The organism is Mycolicibacter icosiumassiliensis (assembly GCF_900078685.2).
GTDB classification, from domain to species: Bacteria; Actinomycetota; Actinomycetes; order Mycobacteriales; family Mycobacteriaceae; genus Mycobacterium; species Mycobacterium icosiumassiliensis.
Window position 1 is genome coordinate 22,753 of sequence record NZ_LT546166.1, and the last position, 19,733, is coordinate 42,485.

The following is a 19,733-nucleotide window of genomic DNA, read 5'->3' on the forward strand; positions in this document are numbered from 1 at the left end:
ACCCGATTAGTGGCGGGTGCGGGTGCTGCTGGCGCTGCTGCGTGATTGCCGTGCCGCTGTCTTCTTCGGCTGCGGGCTACGCCGCGATGACGTGGCGGAAGTGGCTGAGCTTGCCGGTTTCACCGGCTTCGTCGCCTTCGCCGACGGCGCTGCCTTGAGCGGCCGCGCGGGCGCAGCTGGGGCCTTGACCGGCGCCTTGCTGTCATCGGATCGGTTGGTCAGTTGCTTGAGCACCAGGGCGGTGCCGCCCACCGCGACCAGTACCGGCCACTCGACCAGCCCGGTCACGCCGAGGGCGCCCAGGGTCAGCGCGGCCGCGGGGGCCGAGTGGCTGCCGGTGCGCAGTCCGCGCTGCACGCCGCCCGCCGCACCCTTGACGCCGCCGATTACCCCGTTGACTGCGGCCCCGCCGATCGCTCCGGCCGCCTCAGTGGTCATGGTGACCGCGCGGTTCGCCGCTCCGGCCACCTTTCTTACCGTCCCTGCGACGGCGTTCATGGGAATTCCCTGCCCTTCAAATGAGCAAATTGGATAATCCGCCTATCTTATGCGCGATTTCGCGATCGGTCCGGGATCCACACCGAATTCATAGAACTGCGGGTAGTCAGTCCCGCTGGATCTCAACCAGCACCGGGGCGTGGTCACTCGGCGACTTGCCTTTGCGTTCCTCGCGGACGATCTCGGCGTGGGCGACGCGAGTCGCCAGCGCGGGGGAGCCCAGGATGAAATCGATGCGCATGCCCTGCTTCTTCGGGAACCGCAGCTGGGTGTAGTCCCAGTAGGTGTAGACGCCGGGGCCGGGCGTGAAGGGCCGCACCACATCGAGGAACTGCGCGTCGGCCATTGCCTGGAAGGCCAACCGCTCCGGTTGCGAGACGTGCGTCGCGCCCTCGAAGAACTCCATGCTCCATACGTCGTCGTCCTGCGGAGCGATGTTCCAGTCACCCACCAGCGCGATCGGCGCCGACGGATCCTCGCGCAACCAGCCTTCGGCGGTATCGCGCAGGGCCGCAAGCCAATCCAGCTTATAGGTGTAGTGCGGGTCGTTCAGGGCGCGTCCGTTGGGCACGTAGAGGCTCCAGACCCGCACCCCGCCGCAGGTGGCACCAAGCGCGCGCGCTTCCACGGCGGGATCGGCGTCGGCCTTGGCCCACGCCGGTTGGCCGGGAAACCCGACCTCGACGTCGTCCAGGCCGACCCGTGACGCGATCGCCACCCCGTTCCACTGGTTGAACCCGACATGAGCGACCTCGTAGCCCAATTCATGAAACGGCAGCGCCGGAAACTGGGCGTCGGTGCACTTGGTCTCCTGCATGGCCAGCACGTCGACGTCGGCGCGGGCCAGCCAGTCGGTCACCCGGTCCACCCGAGTGCGGATGGAGTTGACGTTCCAGGTGGCCAGTCGAAGTGCAGTCACGCAGCCACCCTAGACAAGCCGAGCGTCGACGTAGCGGGTCCGGTGCTGGCCCGCGAACCCGATCGCTTCGAAGAACTCGAACGCCCGGGTATCGGCGCTGGGCACCTGCGCATAACCGCGAGTGGCGCCGCGATCGGCCCCCCAGGCCTGCAACGCGGCGCAGATCACCCGCCCGTAGCCCTGCCGACGCCAGTCCGTCGCCACTCGCACCGCCGTCAGCCCCAGCCAGCGGGTTCCGTCCTGGCCCTCGGTGACCGCAGCACGCCCGACCGCCACCCCGGGGATCGAGGCGAAGATCACCTCACCGCCGACCACCGCGGTCAGTACGTCCACCGGCATGTCCGCCGGCCAGTCAAGATTGGGCCTGTCGGTCAACGTCACATGCTTGAGCGTTGACTCGGCAGTCAGCTCGCGTACCAGGGTGCGGGTCTGGTGCCGGGTCGGGATGTCCTCCGGCAGCCGCAAGAGTCGCTCCGGGACTGCCAGCGTCGGTGACAGACCGTGCTGCGTGTACCAGTCGACGATCGCCGGGATGGTGTTCGCATGGGCAAACATGTCGAGGGGCACAGCGGAATTGGCGGCGAGGTCGGCGCCGGGACCCGCCCGCAGCAACCAGCCGTCCAGCCACTCATGCGCACTGCCGGGCCAGGCCAGCGCCGCGGCATGTTCCACCGAGCGGATCGCGGAGTTCTTCACCGGCCGGTCGGTCAGCCGGCGCACGTACAGCACATCGGCATGCCGGCATTCGTGGGTCACCCCGTCGGCCGAGCGGACCCGCACCAGCGGACCGATCGCCACCAGCTGCCCGATCACATCGCCCATCGGCGGCTCGGACCCCGGGGCACGCAGGTAGCGCAGACTCACCCGAACGCCGATCTCAGGGAGTTCGGGTGGTGGCGACATACGGGCTCGTCAGTGGCCGAACGGATCGGGCACGTCACCCGGCATCCAGGACAGGCCGGGCACACCCCAGCCGTTGGACTTCACCGTCCGTTTCGCGGCGCGGGCGTTCCGGCCCACCAACATGTCCAGGTAGAGCAACCCGTCGAGGTGGCCGGTCTCGTGCTGCAGCATCCGGGCGAACAACCCGGTGCCCTCCAGTGTGACCGGGTTGCCGTCGGCGTCCAATCCGGTGACCCGCGCCCACTGCGCCCGGCCGGTCGGAAACGATTCGCCAGGGACCGACAGACAACCTTCGTCGTCGTCATCGGGGTCGGGCATGGTTTCGGGCCGTTCGGAGGTCTCCAGCACCGGGTTGACCACCACGCCGCGGCGCCGCGTGGTGGAGCGGCGGTCGTCGGCGCAGTCGTAGACGAAGACCCGCAACCCCACGCCGATTTGATTGGCGGCCAAGCCGACGCCGTTGGCGGCGTCCATGGTCTCGTACATCGTCGTGATGAGCTCACCGAGGTCAGCCGGCAACGAGCCGTCATCGGCGACGGGCACCGGGCTGGTCGGAGTGTGCAGGACGGGATCGCCCACAATGCGGATGGGTAGGACGGCCATGACCGCAAATCTTAGGTGGGCGGTTTAGCGAGGTTCGACGGAGGAGAGGCGAAGCTGGAGCCGCCGGGTTGGTGGGCGGTTTAGCGAGGTTCGACGGAGGAGAGGCGAAGCTGGAACCGCCGGGTTGGTGGGCGGTTTAGCGAGGTTCGACGGAGGAGAGGCGAAGCTGGAACCGCCGGGTTGGTGGCCGGTGGGTCTCAAGTACAGCGGCCACGGCGACGCGCGGGGCAGGCTCCCGGTTCAACACAGCCTGCCGTGATTGAATATTCGCTCAGAACACTCCGCCGAAAACAACCGAACGTTTGCAGCGAGAGAACTTTCCGGAAGGGTCCAGGAAACGATATGGACGGCGCCATGGCGCAGGCGAATCGCTCAGGGGACGATTCGGAACCCACCGACGGTCTGAGCCGTCGCGAACACGACATCCTGTCCTTCGAACGGGACTGGTGGAAGTACGCCGGCGCCAAGGAAGAGGCCATCAAGGAGCGCTTTGCGCTGTCGGCGACCCGGTACTACCAGGTCCTCAACGCCCTTGTCGACCGGCCAGAGGCCTTGGCTGCCGACCCGATGCTGGTCAAACGGCTGCGCAGGCTGCGGTCCAGTCGTCAGAAAGCGCGTGCCGCGCGCCGTCTCGGTTTCGACATCACCTGATGGCCTGACACCTTGATTCCTGGGCGTTTATAGGTCATGGCCCGCTCCTCGATACAGTGGGCGCAATGAACGACCACGTTCCTGACTCCTCTCGACTCCCGCTCCGGGCCATGGTGATGGTGCTGCTGTTCTTGGGCACCATCTTCCTGCTGGTCGGGTTTCAAGCCCTGGGATCGTCGAACACCGACGACGATGCCGACCACTCGACGACGGCGAAGCCCGTCGCCACGGCCTCGGCACCGGCCAAACCCGAACGCCCCGCACACAAGTCCGACGTGCGGGTCTTCAACATCTCCGAACAGGCGGGGCTGGCCGGGCACACCGCCGACCGGCTGCGCGAAGCAGGCTGGAACGTGACCGAGATCGGGAACCTCGAACTGCCCGAGGTCACCCAGACCACCGTCTACTTCGGCGCCGCCGAGGGCGAGCAGGACGCGGCCCATTCGGTCGCCCAGGTGCTGGGGGCCGCCGTCGAGCCGCGCATCCCTGATGTGGCCGAGCAACCACCGGGCGTCATCGTGGTGGTCGCGGGTTAAGCTCCTCGCATGGTCACAGGTCACCGCAGAGCTCTTACCGCCGTCTTCTTCGCCACCCCGGCCATGCTGTTGGCGGCGTGCAGTCCCAACCAGCTGCCTTCCGACACACCCGGCACCACGCCGGCCATCTGGACCGGCTCGGCGGCGCCGTCGGCCACCGAGTCCGAGTCGGGCGGCTCGGGTGGTTCGGACAATCTGGTCGCGCACCTGACGACCGCCGATGGCGGCCAGGTCGCCACCGCGACGTTCGAGTTCAGCAAGGCCGGCGGCAAGGAGTTCGCCACCGTCACCGTGCGGACCACCAGCGGCGGGGTGCTGTCGCCAGGTTTCCACGGCCTGCACATCCACTCCATCGGTAAGTGCGAAGGCGAGTCGGTGGCCCCCACCGGCGGCGCGCCCGGCGCCTTCCTGTCGGCCGGCGGACACTTCCAGGCTCCCGGCCACAGCGAGCACCCGCAGAGCGGTGACCTGACCTCCCTGCAGGTGCGCTCCGACGGCAGTGGGCTGTTGGTGACCACCACCGACTCGTTCACCAAGGCTGAACTGCTGGCCGGCGACGGGACCTCGATCATCATCCACGCCGACGACGACAACTTCGCCAACATCCCGGCGGACCGCTACACCCAGGTCAACGGCACACCCGGCCCGGACCAGACCACGCTGACTACCGGAGATGCCGGAAAGCGGATTGCGTGTGGTGTCATCGGCGCCGGATAGCCCGCCGAACGGGGCTTCTTCGAGATCTGAAGCCCGCATCGAGTTCGCTCGCAGCGCCCGCCCCACCATCGGCGTGGAATGGGAGCTGGCTCTCGTCGACGCCCAAACGCGTGATCTGAGCAACGAAGCCAGCGCGGTGCTGTCCGAGCTTGGCGAAAACCCGCGCGTGCACAAGGAATTGCTGCGCAACACCGTCGAGCTCGTCACGGGTATCTGCGACAACACCGGCGAGGCCATTGAGGATTTGCGCCAGACGCTGGCGGCAACCCGGCCGATCGTGCACGCCCGGGGCATGGAGCTATTCGGCGCCGGCGCCCACCCCTTCGCACGGTGGTCGGCGCAGAAGCTGACTGACGCGCCGCGCTACGCCGAGCTGATCAAACGCACCCAGTGGTGGGGTCGGCAGATGTTGATCTGGGGCGTGCACGTCCACGTCGGTATCTCCTCGTCGTACAAAGTGATGCCGATCATCTCGTCACTGTTGCAGCACTATCCGCACCTGCTGGCGTTGTCGGCGTCCTCGCCCTGGTGGGACGGTCACGACACGGGTTACGCCAGCAACCGCGCGATGATGTTCCAGCAGTTGCCCACGGCGGGTCTGCCGTTCCAATTCCAGACCTGGGAAGAGTTCGAGGGTTTCGTCTACGACCAGAAGAAGACCGGAATCATCGACCACACCAACGAGATCCGTTGGGACATCCGACCCTCACCACATCTGGGCACCATCGAGGTGCGGGTCTGCGACGGAGTGTCCAACCTGCGCGAACTGGGCGCCCTGGTGGCGTTGACGCACTGCCTGATCGTTGATCTGGACCGGCGGCTGGAAGCCGATGAATCCCTACCGACCATGCCGCCCTGGCACGTGCAGGAGAACAAGTGGCGCGCGGCCCGCTACGGGCTGGACGCCGAGATCATCCTCGATGCCGATAGCAATGAGCGGCTGGTCACCGAGGACCTCGACGAGCTGCTGAACCGACTGGAACCGGTCGCTGCGCGACTGCACTGCGCCGATGAGTTGGCGGCGGTCGCCGACATTTACCGAACGGGCGCGTCGTACCAGCGTCAGCGCCGGGTCGCCGAGGAACACGACGGCGACCTGCGTGCCGTGGTCGATGCACTGGTGGGCGAGCTCGATATCTCGTGATGGAACTGCCGATGTTCCCGCTGGAGTGGGTGTTGCTACCCGGCGAGGAACTGTCGCTGCGGATCTTCGAGTTGCGCTACACCGTCTTGGTAGGCGACCTCATCCGCAGCGGCGATCCCCGCTTCGGGGTGGTGCTGATCGCTCGTGGCCGGGAGGTGGGCGGCGGTGAGCAGCGCAACGACGTCGGCGCGATGGCCAGCATCAGCCAGTGCACCGAACTCGGGGCGGGCCGCTACGCGTTGCGTTGCCTGACCGGGGAACGGATTCGGGTGCGTGAATGGCTGGCCGATGATCCCTACCCGCGCGCGATCACCGAAGTATGGCCCGACGAGCCATCAGAACCGGTGACCGACAAGCAGTTCGGTGCGCTCGAAGACCGTATCGTCGCGCTGCACAAGCGGATGGCCCAAGCCCAGCGACGGTGGATGATGCCGGGACGCAACAGCCTGCTGGGTGGTCGCCGGCTTCGCTCGCTGGACCCGGTGCAGAGGCTGTACTCGCTGGCCTGCCGGGTCCCGATGGGGGAGGCCGACCGCTACGCGGTGTTGGCGGCGCCGTCGCTGTCCGACCGCTTGGCGGCGGTCTACGAGGCGATCGAGACCGTCTCGGCCCGAGTCGAATTCGACATCCCGCGTTGAGTCAACGGGTTCTGATGTACACCGCGCCGAATACCGCCGCCGCTGCGGCCAGCAGCGCCGAACTGGCCAGCCAGGGCAGGATGCGTCCCGCGGAGAACAGGGCGGCGTACAAGCCGGGCGCCACGGCGGTCGCGGCGGCCCATGCCGTCTGCAGCAGCGAGGCGTGTCGCCCAGACGATTCATCGGGCGCGAACGTCAGCATGATGTTGGCGCTGAGCGCATTTCCGGCCGCGTCGGACACGCTGAACAGCATCAGCCCGACGGCTAAAACGGCGAAAAGAACTGCCGGCACCGCGTTTTGGATGCCGGCGAGAAGATCGATCACCAGGAAACTGATCGAGCACAGCGCAGTCGACCAAGCCAGAATCCGAAGGTGTGGAACCCGTGAACCGATTCGGGCAACCCAGCGCGCCGCTATCGCGACCATGACGCAGATGAACAGGTAGGCCACCGTCGTCGACCAGGCGGGTAGGCCCACCGACAGCATGAACAGCGGCAGTGCCGTATCCATCCCGATGGTGGTCAGCGCGATGACGAACACGCCGGTGATGAAGGCCATGAAGGCGCCCTCGCGCACCACGTCGCGATAGCGTGGCGGCTCGCAGTCCGGCGCCTCGTCGTCGGCGACGGCGCGGTCGATCCAGCGCAGGCGCCAGAACAGCAGGCCGGTGGTGAGTTCACCTGCCGCGATGGTCGCCACCAAGGTGGTCCAGAACCATCCGCCGCTCCGGTCGATGGCCAGGCCCGCGGTCGCGGCCAATGCGCCGAGACCAAACCCGAGGACTCGAACCGAGGTGAGCAGCGCGAACAACTGGGTGCGGTCGTCCTGGTCGTGGGTCAGCCGCCGGACAGCTTCGGGATCGGCGGTGAAGAACAGGTTCGCGCTCAGTGCTGCGGCGAAGGAGAAGATCGCGACCTGGGCCAGGGTGTGGGTGCACAGGAAGCCCAGGAAGGCGCCGGAGGCCCCGACACCGGCCAGCGCCATGGTCCGAAACGGACCGAACCGGTCAACCGTGCGCCCCGACACCAGCACCCCCAGGATGAGTGCGCCGGCATTGCCGACGGTGGCGGCGACGCCGGTCCCGGTCAGTGGCAGCCCGCGCCCGAGGGTGAAGAACAGGAAGATCAGCGGCACCCACAGTCCGGCACTGGCCATGGCGACGGTGGTCGCGAGGATGAACGACCGGCGGGCGGCCAGCAGCCGTTCAGGCGTCGTGTCGGTGAGCATGATCTCTTTCGTCTTTCGGACAGACGAAGCTATCGCGGGATCGCGGGGCGATGCATCCTATTTTCGGCGCTACCGGCCGAACCGTCGCTCAATGAACATGCTCGCCAGTCATCGACCGCCAAGGCGTACGCCGAGCTGCAGCAGTAACCCCAGGTCGTCGCGTACGGCGCGGTGTTGGGTGATCTGGCCGTCGGCAATGGTGAAAATGTGAACCTGTCGGTGGTTGATCGCGGTCCCGGTGGGAGCGATCCCGTTGAACGCGCCGGTGTGCTGGCCGGTCATGGTTGCCACGGTGATCACCGTGCCGTTCTCGGCGAGGTTCTCCTGTATCTCGAACCGTAGCTGCGAAAACGCGTCGCGCAACCATTGGCTGGTGGCGAGAAATCCCGCCGGGCCGTGTTGCTGGCGTGCGACATCTTCTGGGTCGTCGTCGGCCTCCCGGTTGATGAAATCGGGTGCGATGATTCGTTGAGCCAAGTCTTCGTCGCCGGTTTCGATGATCTGAAAGGACTGTTGGGCAAGGGTTTTCGGGTCGGTCATGAGCGAAGGTTACGGCGAGTGCAGGTCCGTGGTATTGGAGGAAACGGACAAGGGCAGCGCTGTCGGCGCAACTCCGGCCAGCGCCATGCACTCGTTGATCAGGTGGGATTGGTCGGTATATCCGGCCGTCACCGCCAGCTCGGCCCAGCGGGCCCGGCCATCAGCCGCGTGCAGCAGGTCCAATAGTCGCTGAAAACGCAGCACCCGGCTCAAGCGTTTCGGGCCGTACCCGACCGCGGCGTCGAAACGGCGGCGCAACTGCCGCTCGCTGAAACCGACTTCGGCGGCCAGCGTCGTCACGGGCAGATCTGGTCGGTTGCGCAGGACCTGCACCGCTTGGGCGACCGGCAGGTCCAGCACCGGGTCAATGATGGCGAAGTAGGCGGTCAACAGGCCTTCCAGTAGTCGTATGCGCTGCCGGGGAGAGGTCGTGTTGACAAGACTCTCGATCGTTCGCCGACCGTCGACACCGAACTCGGAGCCGAAAGGAATGCGCGCATCCCGCAACTCGCAGGCGGGACGCCCCAGCACGCTGGCGACTGCGCCCGTCCGCAACCGCAGCCCGGCCAGCGCTCCCTCGGTGCCGGACGGCAAATCGTAGTGACCGGTGGCGGGCCCGGCCACCAGAATGTCACCGCCCCCGGTCACGAACAGGTCCACGCAGCCGTCGGGCAGCACCCGCGTTGGCCGATCAGCCGGCGCGGACAGCGCCCAGCCGCATTCGACGAACGGCAGGAGCCGCTGTTCGGGGCGAAATTCTTGGTACATCAACCGTCACCAGGCATCAACGTACGCTTTCGATATGTCTGATGTCGCGTTCACCGCGGTCGCGCCGATCATTCCGGTGCGAAACCTCGATGCTGCACTGGAACGCTACCGCCGGCTCGGATTCACCGCCCGCGCCTACCAGGGCGCGGCTCGCTACGGATTCGTCGACCGTGGGCCGGTCTCGATGCACGTGTCCGAGTGGGCCGAGCACGATCCGCTGCGGACGGCGGCAAGCGTGTATCTCTATGTCGACGACGCCGACGCGCTCTATGCGCAATGGAAGGCGTCCGGCGTGCCGGGGCGTTTTGTCGAGCCGGTCGACACCGACTACCAGCTTAGGGAATTCGCCTACGTCGACCCCGAAGGAACCTTGCACCGCGTCGGCTCGCCGCTGCCGGCCAAAGTCGTCAGCGCCAGCAGGATCATCGCGGCGCCGGCGAAGCTGATCTTCGAGTTCATCGCCGACCCGGCCCGGCAACCCCGCTGGGACGGCAACGCCAACCTGGCCGAAGCCCAACCCGGACAGCGGGTTCGCGGCGTTGGGGACGTTTTCACCATGACACTCACCATGGGTGCGGTCCGGGAGAACCACGTGGTGGAGTTCGAGGAAGGCCGCCGTATCGCCTGGCGCCCGGCAGAACCCGGGTGTGCGCCGCCGGGACACCTGTGGCGGTGGGAGCTCGAGCCGCTGGGGCCGGCGCGCACCCGGGTCACCCACACCTACGACTGGTCGGAGCTATCCGACCCCAAACGTCTGGCTCGTGCCCGGGCCACTACCGCGGACCAACTCGCGGCCTCACTGTCCCGGCTCGCCGCTCTGGTCGAAGTCTCCTGATCTCCGGGTTTCCGGGCTCAGCGATTGTCGGCGAAGGCGCGCAACGCGTCAACCTGATCGGGCTCCAGCGAGGGACGGACGTTTTCCCGAGCCGCGGCGATATCGGCCACGGTGACGTCGGCAGCGTCGATACTGCGTCGCATCGCCGTCAGAGCCGCCTCGCGTAGCAGTGCCACGCAGTCCGCGGCGCTGTAGCCATCCAGGTCCGCGGCCAGCTCGTCGAGATCGACATCGGCATGCAGCGGAACGGATTTCCCGGCCACCCGCAGGATCTGCCGGCGGGCATCGGCATCCGGAGGCTCGACGAACACCAGCTTCTCCAGCCGGCCCGGTCGGGTCAGGGCCGGGTCGACCAGCTCGGGGCGGTTGGTGGCACCGACCACCACCACGTCGCGCAGTGGGTCGACGCCGTCGAGTTCAGTGAGCAGCGCGGCCACCACCCGGTCCGTGACCCCGGAATCGAAGCTTTGGCCGCGCCGCGGTGCCAGGGCGTCGATTTCGTCGAGGAATACCAGCGACGGTGCCGAATCGCGGGCGCGCTGGAACAGATCCCGCACCGCCCGCTCACTGCTGCCCACCCACTTATCCATCAACTCCGCGCCCTTGACCGCGTGCACGCTGACTCGACCGGAACCGGCCAGGGCACGCACCACGAACGTCTTGCCGCAGCCGGGCGGGCCGTAGAGCAGCACGCCGTGCGGCGGGTCCACGCCCAGGCGGGTGAAGGTGTCCGGGTGCTGCAGCGGCCACAGCACCGCTTCGGTCAGTGCCTGCTTGGTGGCGGCCATGTCGCCGACGTCGTCGAGGCTGACCGAACCGACGGACACCTCGGCGGCCGCCGAACGCGACAGTGGCCGGATCACGCTGAGCGCGCCGACCAGGTCCTCCTGGGTGAGCTTGGGCTCCTCATCGTTCTCGCTGGCCCGCGACGCCGCCCGCAGGGCCGCCTCTCGAACCAGAGCGGCAAGGTCCGCGGCGACGAAACCCGGTGTGCGTTCGGCGATCTCACTCAACGTCAGGTCGGCGGTGGGAACCGAGATGAGCAGGGTGGCCAGTAATGCTGCTCGGGTCGCGCCGTCGGGCAGGCTCAGCCGGATCTCGCGATCGCACAGTTCCGGCGCCCGCAGTCGGGGATCGACATGGTCCGGAAGCGCCGATGTCGCGATGAATGCCACCCCTTCGGTGGCCACCAGGTTGCGCAGTTCGGCCAGGATCAGTGTTGCCACCGGCTCCGACGGTTCGGGTAACAGCGTGTCGACGTCGGCGATCAGCAGCACCCCGCCGTCGTCGCAGCTCTGCTTTGCCGCGGAACGTACCGCGGCCAGCCGTTCGTCGGCGGCCAGCGCCCCGATTTCGGGTCCGTCCAGCTCGATCAGCCGTCGACCCTCGCACACCGCCCGGACCAGGGTCGTCTTGCCTACCCCGGCCGGACCCGACACCAGTACACCGAGATTCGTTCCCGCACGCAGGGTTTTCAACAGCTGCGGTTCGTCGAGTGCGAGCTTGAGCCATTCGGCGAGCTTGGCCGCCTGCGCCTCGCACCCCTTGAGCTCATCGATGGCGATCCGGGCGGGGGCGACCGGCTTGGCGACGGTCACCACCGCGGCGGTCGGGGCGCTGCCAAAGGTGACCAGCGAATTAGGCTGCACGCTGACCGGCCCGGCCGGGTCCACACCGGTGACCGTCAACAACTCTGAGGTCCAGCTGATCCCGACCGCGGACGCCAGGGCGGTGGTGGCCGCCGACGTGGACGTGCCGGGCCCGAGGTCGCGCGGCAGCAGGGAGACCGCGTCGCCGACCGTCATCACCTTGCCCAGCAACGCCTGACGCAGCGTGGTCGGCGACAAACTTTGCGAGGCAAGAGTTGACCCGCTCAAGGTCACCGACCGGGCGCCGTAGACGGTCACCGCGGCCACCACTACCTGCGTGCCGTCACGCAAGCCGGCGTTGGACAGCGTGACGTCGTCGAGCAGCGCCACACCGGCCGGGGCATCGGGTCCGGTCAGCCCCGCCACCGCCGACGTCGTGCGCGAACCGGTCAGCGAGACCGCATCCCACTCCCGGATACCTAGGGCAGCAACGGCTTCGGGGTGCAGCCGTACCACGCCGCGGCGGGCGTCGACCGCGGAGGTGTTGAGCCGGGCGATCAACGTCAGGTGTCGGGAAGTGTCGACCCGGCGTTCTTCTTCGCGCTCTTCGGTGGAACCCACCCGGCCATTATCGGCATACGGGCGAGTGGCCTCCCCGGTAACAGGCGGATCACCCGGGAAGGTTTGATAGAACCATGCGTTCCGGCGTCCTGATTTCGGCGATCTGTGCGGTCGCCCTGCTGACCTTTCCGGCTCCGGCCAGGGCCGACGAGAAATCCCCGCTGTCCGACCTGGTGGACGCCGCCGCCCAGCGGCTCCAGGTCGCCGACGACGTAGCGGCGATCAAATGGCAGACCGGCGGTGCCATCGAGGATCCGGCCCGGGTCGGACAGCAGCTGGAAAAGCATCTTCGCCGATCAGATCGCCGCGACCGAAGCCGCCGAGCACTACCGGTTCGCCCAGTGGAAGCTGGACCCGGCGGCCGCCCCGCCCACCGCGCCCGAACTGGCGGCCTCGCGGGTGCGCATCGACGGCTTCAACCAGGCCATGCTGGCCCAGATCGGCCAGCGATGGGAGCTGCTGCACTCACCGGATTGCGCCGGACAACTCGGCGAGGCAACCCGAACCGTCAGCGACGCACGGCAGCTCGACGAGTTCTACCGGCGGGCGCTGCTGTCGGCGACGCAGGACTACTGCGCCCGGTAACCGCGCCGCTACCGACCCGGCTTGCGCAGCCGCAACCGAGCCATCGATTGCCCACTGGGACGACGGATGCGCCGTACGCCCGGGCGACGGCCCGGCTGCGCGCGGCGGATCGCCCGCCGCGCGGCCCGGCGCTCCCTGGGGGCGTCTTCCCACGCCTCCGGGTGTGCGGCAACCCAACGCTGACTGCGGACCGAGAACGGAATGGTGCACAGGTACGCCCCGATCAGCACCAGCACCAGCACGTAGGGGAACAAGAAGGCCGCCGCGGCCACCAGCGCCAGCACCGCCAGCAGCACCGCGGCCAGGTGCGGCGGTACCGATACGGCGTGCATCTTGCGCATCGGGATCCGGCTGACCAACAGCATCGAGGTGCCCACCACCCAGATGCAGGTGAACCATTGCGATGTCCACCATCCGTCGCCGAACTCCAGCTTGGCGGCCAACAGGCCCATCAGCGTGATCGCACCGGCCGGGGCGGGCATGCCGACGAAGAACTCCCGGGTGTAGGCCGGCAGGGTGGCGTCGTCGAGCAGGGTGTTGAACCGGGCCAGCCGCAACACCACGCAGACCGCGTACAGCAGCACCACGATCCAGCCCGCCGGTTGCGTCGACAGCAGCGTCACGTAGATCACCACCGCGGGAGCCACCCCGAAGTCGACGGCGTCGGCCAGGGAATCGATCTCGGCGCCCATCCTGGACTCGGCGTCCAGGATGCGCGCCACCCGGCCGTCCAGGCCGTCGAGGATGGCGGCGGCGGCGATCAGCGCCATCGCGAGGTGCGGCTGCCCATCGAGGGCGTACTTGATCGAGGTCAGGCCGGCGCAAATCGCCAGCACCGTCATGGAGCTGGGCAGGATGTGCAGACCCACCGGCCCCCGGTTGCGGGCCTGCTGGGCGGGCGTGGTCATGACAGATCGGCCAGGACGGTCTCGCCGGCGACCATGCGCTGGCCGACGCCGACCAACGGCTGCGTCCCGACCGGCAGGTAGACGTCCAGGCGCGAACCGAATCGGATCAACCCGTAGGTATCACCGATCGCCAGATGATCACCGGGCCGGGTGTCGCAGAGGATGCGCCGCGCCACCAGCCCGGCGACCTGTACGGCGATCACCTCGGCGCCGTCGGCGGTGCGGATCCGTACGCTGTTGCGTTCGTTGTCCTCGCTGGCCTCGGTGCGGTCCGCGGAGCCGAACCGGCCAGCTCGGTGCAGCACCTCGATCACCTCACCGCCGACCGGAGCCCGTTGCACGTGAGCGTCGAAGACCGACATGAAGATGCTGACCCGCGGTAGCGGGGTGCCGGGCAGGTCCAGCTCCGGGGGCGGGGGCGCGGAGTCGACCAGGCAGACCATGCCATCGGCGGGGGCCACCACTACGCCGGGACGAGTCGGGGGCACCCGGTGCGGATGCCGGAAGAACCCGGCGCAGGCGCCCGCGGCCAGCAGCCCGGCGCCGCGCAGCCACCGCTGCTTGCGGCCCAGCAGCGCCACGCCCAGCGCACTGCCGACGAATGGCAGCCCGGCGCTGTGCATCGGCGGCACCGTCGAGCGCACCAGCTCGATCAGGTGCCGAAGACCGCCGGGATCATCTGCTGCGCGGGGGCGTCTGGCCATTGGGCCATCTTAGAAGCTGGCGGTTTCATGCGGTCAGGTCCCAGACTTCCACCTGGGTGCCCACCGGCAACTCGGTCACTTCGTCGGCGATGTCCAGCAGGCAGTTCGCCGACGCCAGGTAGCGCAGATGGTGCGAGGCCGGCGGCCCGTAGTTGGTGACGGTCCCGGTTTCGTAGTCGAGCAGCCCGCGCCGGAACTGCCGCTTGCCGGCCGGTGAGACCAGCTTCTCGCTCAGAGTCGCGGTGCGGCGCGGTCGATTTGGCTTGGGCAGGTCCATCGCACGACGCAGGGCAGGTCGGACGAACACTTCGAAGGACACCTGGGCGCTCACCGGGTTACCCGGCAGCGTGATGATGGTCGCTCCGGACCCAGGCGAGCCAACCCGGCCGATGCCCTGCGGCATCCCGGGCTGCATCGCCACCTTGACGAAGTGCACGCCCTGGTCGCCGTCGCGGCCGAAGACATCCTTGACCACCTCGTAGGCGCCCGCGCTGACCCCGCCGCTGGTGATCACCAGGTCCACCGCCCCGTCACGTACGCCGTAGCGGTCGAGGACTTCGGTGAACGCGGCGGTGTCGTCGGGGACCGTCACGGCGGCCACCACCTCGGCGCCGGCGTCACGTACCGCGGCCGCCAGCATCACCCCGTTGGATTCATAGATCTGGCCGGGCGCCAGCGGCGTGCCAGGTTTGATCAATTCGGAGCCGGTGGAGATCACCAGAACTCGTTGCCGCGGCCGCACCGTCAGCTCGGCCAGACCCAGCGCCGAGGCCAGGCCGGCGGCCGGCGCGCTGACGATTTGTCCCGCCCAGAGCACGGTGGCGCCCGCGGCGACGTCGCCGCCGGCCCGGCGGATGTGGCGGCCCCCGGCGGTCGCGGCGCTTATCTGGACCGCGTCCCGTCGGTGTCCTCGACGGGAATCACGGCGTCCGCACCGGTGGGGATCGGCGCGCCGGTCATGATGCGGTGTGCGGTTCCCGGTGTCAGCGTGGGGATATCGGTGCGTCCGGCCGGAATGTCTTCGGTGACGGGCAATCTCACCGGCGTCTCGGGTGTCGCGTTGACGATGTCGTCGGCAAGCACCGCGTAGCCGTCCATCGCGGAGTTGTCGAATACCGGCAGCGAAATCGATGCGATCACGTCCGCGGCCAGTACCAGTCCCTCGGCATCGGCCAGTGCGACCGTGACCGGTGGACGGGCCTGGATCAGGTCACCGACGGCCCGCTGGTGCTCTTCGACGGATCGCATCTCGACAGTCTGACTCAGACCGGGAAGGTGATTCCTGTCAGCTCCTGCGAGACCGCCCATAACCGCTGCTGCAACTCGACGTCGTGCGCGTGCTTGCTGGCGTCCACCAGCTTCGGATATCCGCGTTGCTCACCGATACCGCTGGGACCGTAGTACTGCCCGCCGGTCACCTCGGGGTCGGTGGCGGCACGCAACGTGGGCAACGCGCCCATCGCGGCGCTCTGCACGACCAGGGGCATCAGCAGGCGATCGGCGGGACGCAGCAAGGGTGGCAGGTGCCGGGTCAGTTCGGTGTTGGCGGTGCCGGGGTGTGCGGCGACGGCGACGGTCGAGCGGCGTTTGGCGGCCAGCCGGCGCTGCAGTTCGTAGGTGAACATCAGGTTCGCCAGTTTGGACTGGCCGTAGGCGGCGATCCGGTTGTAGCCGTGCTCCCACTGCAGGTCGTCGAAGTGGATCGCGGCCATGATCCGGTGCGCCATGCTGCTGACGGTCACCACGCGGGACCGCTTCACCCGCATCATCCGCGGCAGCAACAGGCCGGTCAGCGCGAAATGCCCGAGATGGTTGACGGCGAACTGCAGCTCGAAGCCGTCGACGGTGTGCTGTTTGGGCGTGTACATCACGCCGGCATTGTTGATCAGCAGATCGATGCGGGGGTGGGCGGTGCCCACGGCCTCGGCGGCTTCGCGGACCGATGCCAGCGAGCTCAGATCGAGTTCCTGGACCTCGACGCGTGCCTGCGGGCTGACGCTGTTGATCCGTTTCGCCGCCGCGTTGCCCTTCTCGCGGTCACGTACCGCCAGCACCACCAGTGCACCGTGCCCGGCGAGTATCTCCGCGGTGTGATAGCCGATTCCCGTGTTGGCGCCGGTGATTACCGCGACGCGACCGGTTTGGTCCGGCACGTCGTCCGCGGACCATTTGTCGCGGCTGCTCATGTGACAAACGATACTCAGGTGACGCATCGTGCGCCGGTTGGTTTTTCGCCGTTGCGCGGTCGACGGTGCGGCGCGGCCTGCGTCCTGACATCCTCTCCTACATGGCGCAGCACGCAGACGGGTCCCCGGCGATCAGCCTGATCGATCCCACCAATCCGCCCAGCTCGCGCGCGCCCTTGGTCTGGGCGCTCGTCGGTGCGGTGCCCTGGCTGTTTCTGGCCCTGCTGCAACTGGGTTGGGTGATAGCCGATGAGCGGTTTGCCTGGCTGCACGTCGCCGCTCTGGCGGTTACCGCACTGGGGCTGCTGGTGTCGGCGGTGGTCGCCCCGCTGTGGCGCTACCGGGTGCACCGCTGGGATGTCAGCGACCAGGCGGTCTACACCCGCACCGGCTGGTTGGTGCAGGAGCGCCGGATCGCGCCGATCTCGCGGGTGCAGACCGTCGACACCTACCGGGGCCCGCTGGATCGGCTGCTGGGGCTGGCCAATGTGCGGGTGACCACCGCGTCGTCGGCGGGCGCGGTGCACATCGTGGCGCTGGATGCCGCCGTCGCCGACCGCATCGTCGCGCAACTGACCGACATTGCGGCGCTGGGTGCCGAGGACGCCACGTGAGCGAGCCCGGCTGGCAGCGCCTGAGCCCCCGGATGCTGCTGGTGCATCCCCTGCACGAAGTGCTGCGTGAACTGCCCCTGCTGGTCGCGGTGGTGGTGTTCGGCTCAGCGACCGACAACCGGCCCTGGGTGGCCGCGGTGGTGTCGGTGATCGCCGTGGTGGGTGTGACGCGCTGGTTCACCACCACCTACCGCATTGAACCCGACCCCGAGGCCGGCCGGGTGCAGCTGCGCTCCGGGCTCTTGCGCCGCAAGGTGCTCTCGGTGCCCCGCAACCGGATTCGTTCGGTGGAGACCGACGCGCGGCTGTTGCACCGGCTGTTGGGCCTGACGGTGTTGCGGGTCAGCACTGGCCAGCACGCCGCCGCGGATGCCGCCTTCGAACTGAACGCGGTCGAGAGCAGCGAGGTCCCTGCACTGCGTGAGACGTTGCTGGCCCACACCGGGCAAACCGCCCACGCTGCGACCGGATCGGCGCCTGCCCCGGCGACGGTGCTGGCGCGGTGGCGGCCGTCGTGGCTGCGCTACAGCCCGCTGAGCCTGTCCGGGCTGGTGATGGTCGGGGCCGCGGTGGGCGCGCTGTACCAGAGCGGAGTCTGGGCGGCGCTGGAGGATTCGCCGGTGAGCCGGTCCTGGCTGGAGGCCGCCGAACAGTTCGGTGTCCAGCAGAGCCTGACGTTGGTCGCCGCCCTGCTGGTGGTGGTCTCGATGCTGTTGGCGGTGCTGCGCTCGCTGGTGACCTACGGAAACCTGGTGCTGTCCCGCAGTTCCGGGGCGGGCGGCGACGTGCTGGCATTGAGCTACGGGCTGCTGCGGGTGCGCGAGCACAACTACGACATGCGCCGGTTGCGCGGCGGAACGCTGCGCCGGCCGCTGCTGGTGCGGTTGTTCGGCGGGGCGCGGCTGGACGCGGCGATGACCGGGGTCAACGGGGAAGGCGAGTCGTCGATCCTGCTGCCGCCCTGCCCGCGGGCCACCGCCGAGGACGTCTTGACCGGGTTGGTCGCTGACCCAGCGGTGGTCACCGGCCCGCTGCGCAAGCACGGCCCCGCGGCGACCCGCCGGCGCTGGACGCGGGCGCTGCTGGTGCCGGTGGCTCTCGGGGCCGGGCTGGCGATCGCGACGACGGTCGTTGAGCTACCGCAGTGGTGCTGGCCGGCCTGGGCAGCAATGACATTGGGGGCTGCGCTGCTGGCCGTCGACCGGGTGCGTGCCTTGGGGCATCGCGTCGACGCGCACTGGCTGTCGGCGCGCACCGGCAGCTGGGAACAGCGCCGCTACTGCATCGCCACCGCCGGCATCGTCGGTTGGACGGTGCGCCAGAGCTGGTTTCAGCGCCGCGCCGGGGTGGCCACCCTGATCGCGGCCACCGCCGCCGGCGTCAAGGCCTACCGGGTGATCGACGTGCCGGCCGAGTGGGCGTGGTCGGTGGCCGCGCAGGCATCGCCCTGGGTGGCGAGCAGCAAGTGGGCGCGCTGAGTCCCTGCCCCGCGTTTCGGCGACTGTGCGGAATGGTTGGCAAAAGGGCGAATTGGCAACGAAACCGCACACTCGGCGGGCGGGGAAGAGCCAGCCGAGCGTTACGACTCGCGATTGAACTGCCGAATGGCCACGATCCGCGCCCGCAGCTGATCCGAGGTCGCCGCCGCCACCGGGGGGCCGCCGCAACGCCGGCGCAACTCGTTGTGAATCCAGCCGTGCGGTTTGCCGAGCCGATGATGGGCCGCCGACACCAGCGCGTTGAGTTCGTGGCGCAGCTCGCGCAGCTGCCCGTGCGTGGTCACCGGCACCGCAACCCCGCCGTCGTTGACTGCCTTGGACCGCCGGTCCAACTGCTCTTCCTGCCTGCGTCGCAATAGGTCTCGCATCTGATCGGCGTCCAGTAGCCCGGGAATGCCCAGGTAGTCGGCCTCCTCCTCACTGCCGGCCGGGGTCGCGGTGCCGAACGAGGCGCCGTCGAAGATCACCTGGTCCAGCTCGGCGTCGGCCCCCAACGACTCGAACTTGTTCTCCATCTCCGACGGCTCGTCACGCCGGCGCTCGGCCTCGGCGAACTCGTCGCGCTCGGATTCCCGATGCGGCTTGCCGAGGACGTGGTTGCGCTGCTGCTCCAGCTCACTGGCCAGGCCCAGCAATGACGGCACCGACGGCAAGAAGATGCTGGCGGTCTCGCCGGGCCGCCGTGACCGCACGAACCGGCCGATTGCCTGCGCGAAGAACAACGGGGTGGAGGCACTGGTGGCGTAGACCCCGACCGCCAGCCGGGGCACGTCGACACCCTCGGAGACCATTCGCACCGCCACCAGCCAGGGGGTGGTGGCCGCGGAGAACTGGGCGATCTTGTCCGATGCGCTCGGGTCATCGGAGAGCACCACGGTGGGTTCCTCGCCGGTGTGCCGCTTCAACAGCACGGCATAGGCGCGGGCCGCCTTCTGATCGGTGGCGATGATCATGCCGCCGGCATCGGCCATGCCGCCGTCGCGCAACTGGCGCAGGCGGGTGTGCGCGGCGGGGATCACCGCCGGCATCCACTCGCCGGCCGGGTCC

The 19,733-nt window shown here is 68.5% G+C and carries 20 protein-coding genes and 3 pseudogenes; 10 read left to right on the forward strand and 13 right to left on the reverse strand.

The features are described from left to right. Nucleotides 1-6 precede the first annotated feature (6 nt). The 4 genes from BN4346_RS07065 to BN4346_RS07465 form a co-directional block, all read right to left on the reverse strand. Nucleotides 7-498: a hypothetical protein gene (locus BN4346_RS07065; protein ID WP_067966489.1), complete on the reverse strand. Its 492-nt coding sequence runs from the start codon at nucleotides 496-498 to the stop codon at nucleotides 7-9. Nucleotides 499-604: 106 nt separating this feature from the next. Continuing rightward, a complete protein-coding gene (locus BN4346_RS07140; protein ID WP_067966492.1) occupies nucleotides 605-1,417 on the reverse strand; it encodes an exodeoxyribonuclease III in 813 nt (270 codons plus the stop codon). Nucleotides 1,418-1,426: 9 nt separating this feature from the next. Further along, on the reverse strand, nucleotides 1,427-2,320 hold the full coding sequence (locus BN4346_RS07170; protein WP_067966495.1) for an N-acetylglutamate synthase, CG3035 family: 894 nt from the start codon (nucleotides 2,318-2,320) through the stop codon (nucleotides 1,427-1,429). 9 nt (nucleotides 2,321-2,329) lie between these two features. Further along, entirely contained in the window at nucleotides 2,330-2,923 is a 594-nt protein-coding gene (locus BN4346_RS07465; protein ID WP_067966499.1) for a peptide deformylase, read from the reverse strand. A gap of 342 nt (nucleotides 2,924-3,265) precedes the next feature. Between BN4346_RS07465 and BN4346_RS07630 the strand changes: the two genes are divergently transcribed. The 5 genes from BN4346_RS07630 to BN4346_RS09100 all read left to right on the forward strand — a co-directional run bounded on the left by BN4346_RS07630 (nucleotide 3,266) and on the right by BN4346_RS09100 (nucleotide 6,609). Further along, a complete protein-coding gene (locus BN4346_RS07630; protein WP_024440118.1) occupies nucleotides 3,266-3,574 on the forward strand; it encodes a DUF3263 domain-containing protein in 309 nt (102 codons plus the stop codon). 65 nt (nucleotides 3,575-3,639) lie between these two features. After that, on the forward strand, nucleotides 3,640-4,110 hold the full coding sequence (locus BN4346_RS07730; protein ID WP_067966502.1) for a LytR C-terminal domain-containing protein: 471 nt from the start codon (nucleotides 3,640-3,642) through the stop codon (nucleotides 4,108-4,110). A 9-nt stretch (nucleotides 4,111-4,119) separates the two neighbouring features. After that, the gene (gene sodC, locus BN4346_RS08165) at nucleotides 4,120-4,827 is read left to right on the forward strand and encodes a superoxide dismutase[Cu-Zn] (RefSeq protein ID WP_067966507.1); all 708 of its coding nucleotides are present in this window, start codon (nucleotides 4,120-4,122) and stop codon (nucleotides 4,825-4,827) included. Further along, a complete protein-coding gene (locus BN4346_RS09065; protein WP_078058388.1) occupies nucleotides 4,784-5,971 on the forward strand; it encodes a glutamate--cysteine ligase in 1,188 nt (395 codons plus the stop codon). Before sodC ends, BN4346_RS09065 begins: the two co-directional genes overlap by 44 nt. Then, the gene (locus tag BN4346_RS09100) at nucleotides 5,971-6,609 is read left to right on the forward strand and encodes an LON peptidase substrate-binding domain-containing protein (RefSeq protein WP_067966514.1); all 639 of its coding nucleotides are present in this window, start codon (nucleotides 5,971-5,973) and stop codon (nucleotides 6,607-6,609) included. The genes BN4346_RS09065 and BN4346_RS09100 overlap by 1 nt, the downstream gene beginning before the upstream one ends. Before the next feature lies 1 nt (nucleotide 6,610). Here the strand turns inward: BN4346_RS09100 and BN4346_RS09105 are convergent, their stop codons facing one another. The 3 genes from BN4346_RS09105 to BN4346_RS09510 form a co-directional block, all read right to left on the reverse strand. Continuing rightward, nucleotides 6,611-7,837 (reverse strand): MFS transporter, encoded by a 1,227-nt coding sequence (locus tag BN4346_RS09105; RefSeq protein WP_067966518.1) that lies wholly within the window; start codon nucleotides 7,835-7,837, stop codon nucleotides 6,611-6,613. 108 nt (nucleotides 7,838-7,945) lie between these two features. Then, entirely contained in the window at nucleotides 7,946-8,377 is a 432-nt protein-coding gene (locus tag BN4346_RS09245) for an ester cyclase (protein ID WP_096867428.1), read from the reverse strand. A 9-nt stretch (nucleotides 8,378-8,386) separates the two neighbouring features. Further along, nucleotides 8,387-9,145, reverse strand: a complete 759-nt coding sequence (locus BN4346_RS09510; protein ID WP_067966521.1) for a helix-turn-helix domain-containing protein — start codon at nucleotides 9,143-9,145, stop codon at nucleotides 8,387-8,389. A 34-nt stretch (nucleotides 9,146-9,179) separates the two neighbouring features. Between BN4346_RS09510 and BN4346_RS49625 the strand changes: the two are divergent. Together BN4346_RS49625 and BN4346_RS10035 are read left to right on the forward strand one after the other, a co-directional pair. Beyond that, nucleotides 9,180-9,536 (forward strand): annotated as a pseudogene (locus BN4346_RS49625) (bleomycin resistance protein); the annotation flags it as partial. Next, nucleotides 9,537-9,980, forward strand: coding sequence for an SRPBCC family protein (locus BN4346_RS10035; RefSeq protein WP_067966553.1), 444 nt, complete (start codon nucleotides 9,537-9,539; stop codon nucleotides 9,978-9,980). A gap of 17 nt (nucleotides 9,981-9,997) precedes the next feature. On the opposite strand, the gene BN4346_RS10205 is transcribed toward BN4346_RS10035, so the two are convergent. After that, complete coding sequence (locus tag BN4346_RS10205) at nucleotides 9,998-12,190, reverse strand: AAA family ATPase (RefSeq protein WP_067966524.1); 2,193 nt, start codon at nucleotides 12,188-12,190, stop codon at nucleotides 9,998-10,000. Nucleotides 12,191-12,264: 74 nt separating this feature from the next. Here BN4346_RS10205 and BN4346_RS10265 point away from each other — a divergent pair. Beyond that, nucleotides 12,265-12,775, forward strand: a pseudogene (locus tag BN4346_RS10265) (chorismate mutase). A gap of 8 nt (nucleotides 12,776-12,783) precedes the next feature. On the opposite strand, the gene pssA reads toward BN4346_RS10265, so the two are convergent. The 4 genes and pseudogenes from pssA to BN4346_RS10555 form a co-directional block, all read right to left on the reverse strand. After that, entirely contained in the window at nucleotides 12,784-13,683 is a 900-nt protein-coding gene (pssA, locus tag BN4346_RS10270; protein ID WP_067966528.1) for a CDP-diacylglycerol--serine O-phosphatidyltransferase, read from the reverse strand. Next, the gene (locus tag BN4346_RS10515) at nucleotides 13,680-14,387 is read right to left on the reverse strand and encodes a phosphatidylserine decarboxylase (protein ID WP_067966531.1); all 708 of its coding nucleotides are present in this window, start codon (nucleotides 14,385-14,387) and stop codon (nucleotides 13,680-13,682) included. The genes pssA and BN4346_RS10515 overlap by 4 nt, the downstream gene beginning before the upstream one ends. A gap of 25 nt (nucleotides 14,388-14,412) precedes the next feature. Then, nucleotides 14,413-15,635, reverse strand: a pseudogene (gene moeA, locus BN4346_RS10520) (molybdopterin molybdotransferase MoeA). 14 nt (nucleotides 15,636-15,649) lie between these two features. Beyond that, nucleotides 15,650-16,573: an SDR family NAD(P)-dependent oxidoreductase gene (locus BN4346_RS10555; RefSeq protein ID WP_067966534.1), complete on the reverse strand. Its 924-nt coding sequence runs from the start codon at nucleotides 16,571-16,573 to the stop codon at nucleotides 15,650-15,652. Nucleotides 16,574-16,674: 101 nt separating this feature from the next. Here BN4346_RS10555 and BN4346_RS10595 point away from each other — a divergent pair, with 101 nt between their 5' ends. Further along, nucleotides 16,675-17,187, forward strand: coding sequence for a PH domain-containing protein (locus BN4346_RS10595; protein WP_096867591.1), 513 nt, complete (start codon nucleotides 16,675-16,677; stop codon nucleotides 17,185-17,187). 32 nt (nucleotides 17,188-17,219) lie between these two features. Then, nucleotides 17,220-18,665 carry a PH domain-containing protein gene (locus BN4346_RS10720; RefSeq protein ID WP_067966562.1) on the forward strand — a complete coding sequence of 482 codons (1,446 nt, stop codon included), beginning with the start codon at nucleotides 17,220-17,222 and terminating at the stop codon, nucleotides 18,663-18,665. Between the two features lie 101 nt (nucleotides 18,666-18,766). Here the strand turns inward: BN4346_RS10720 and BN4346_RS10840 are convergent. Next, nucleotides 18,767-19,733 (reverse strand): DEAD/DEAH box helicase (locus tag BN4346_RS10840; RefSeq protein WP_407695037.1); only part of this gene is annotated, 967 nt, incomplete at its 5' end.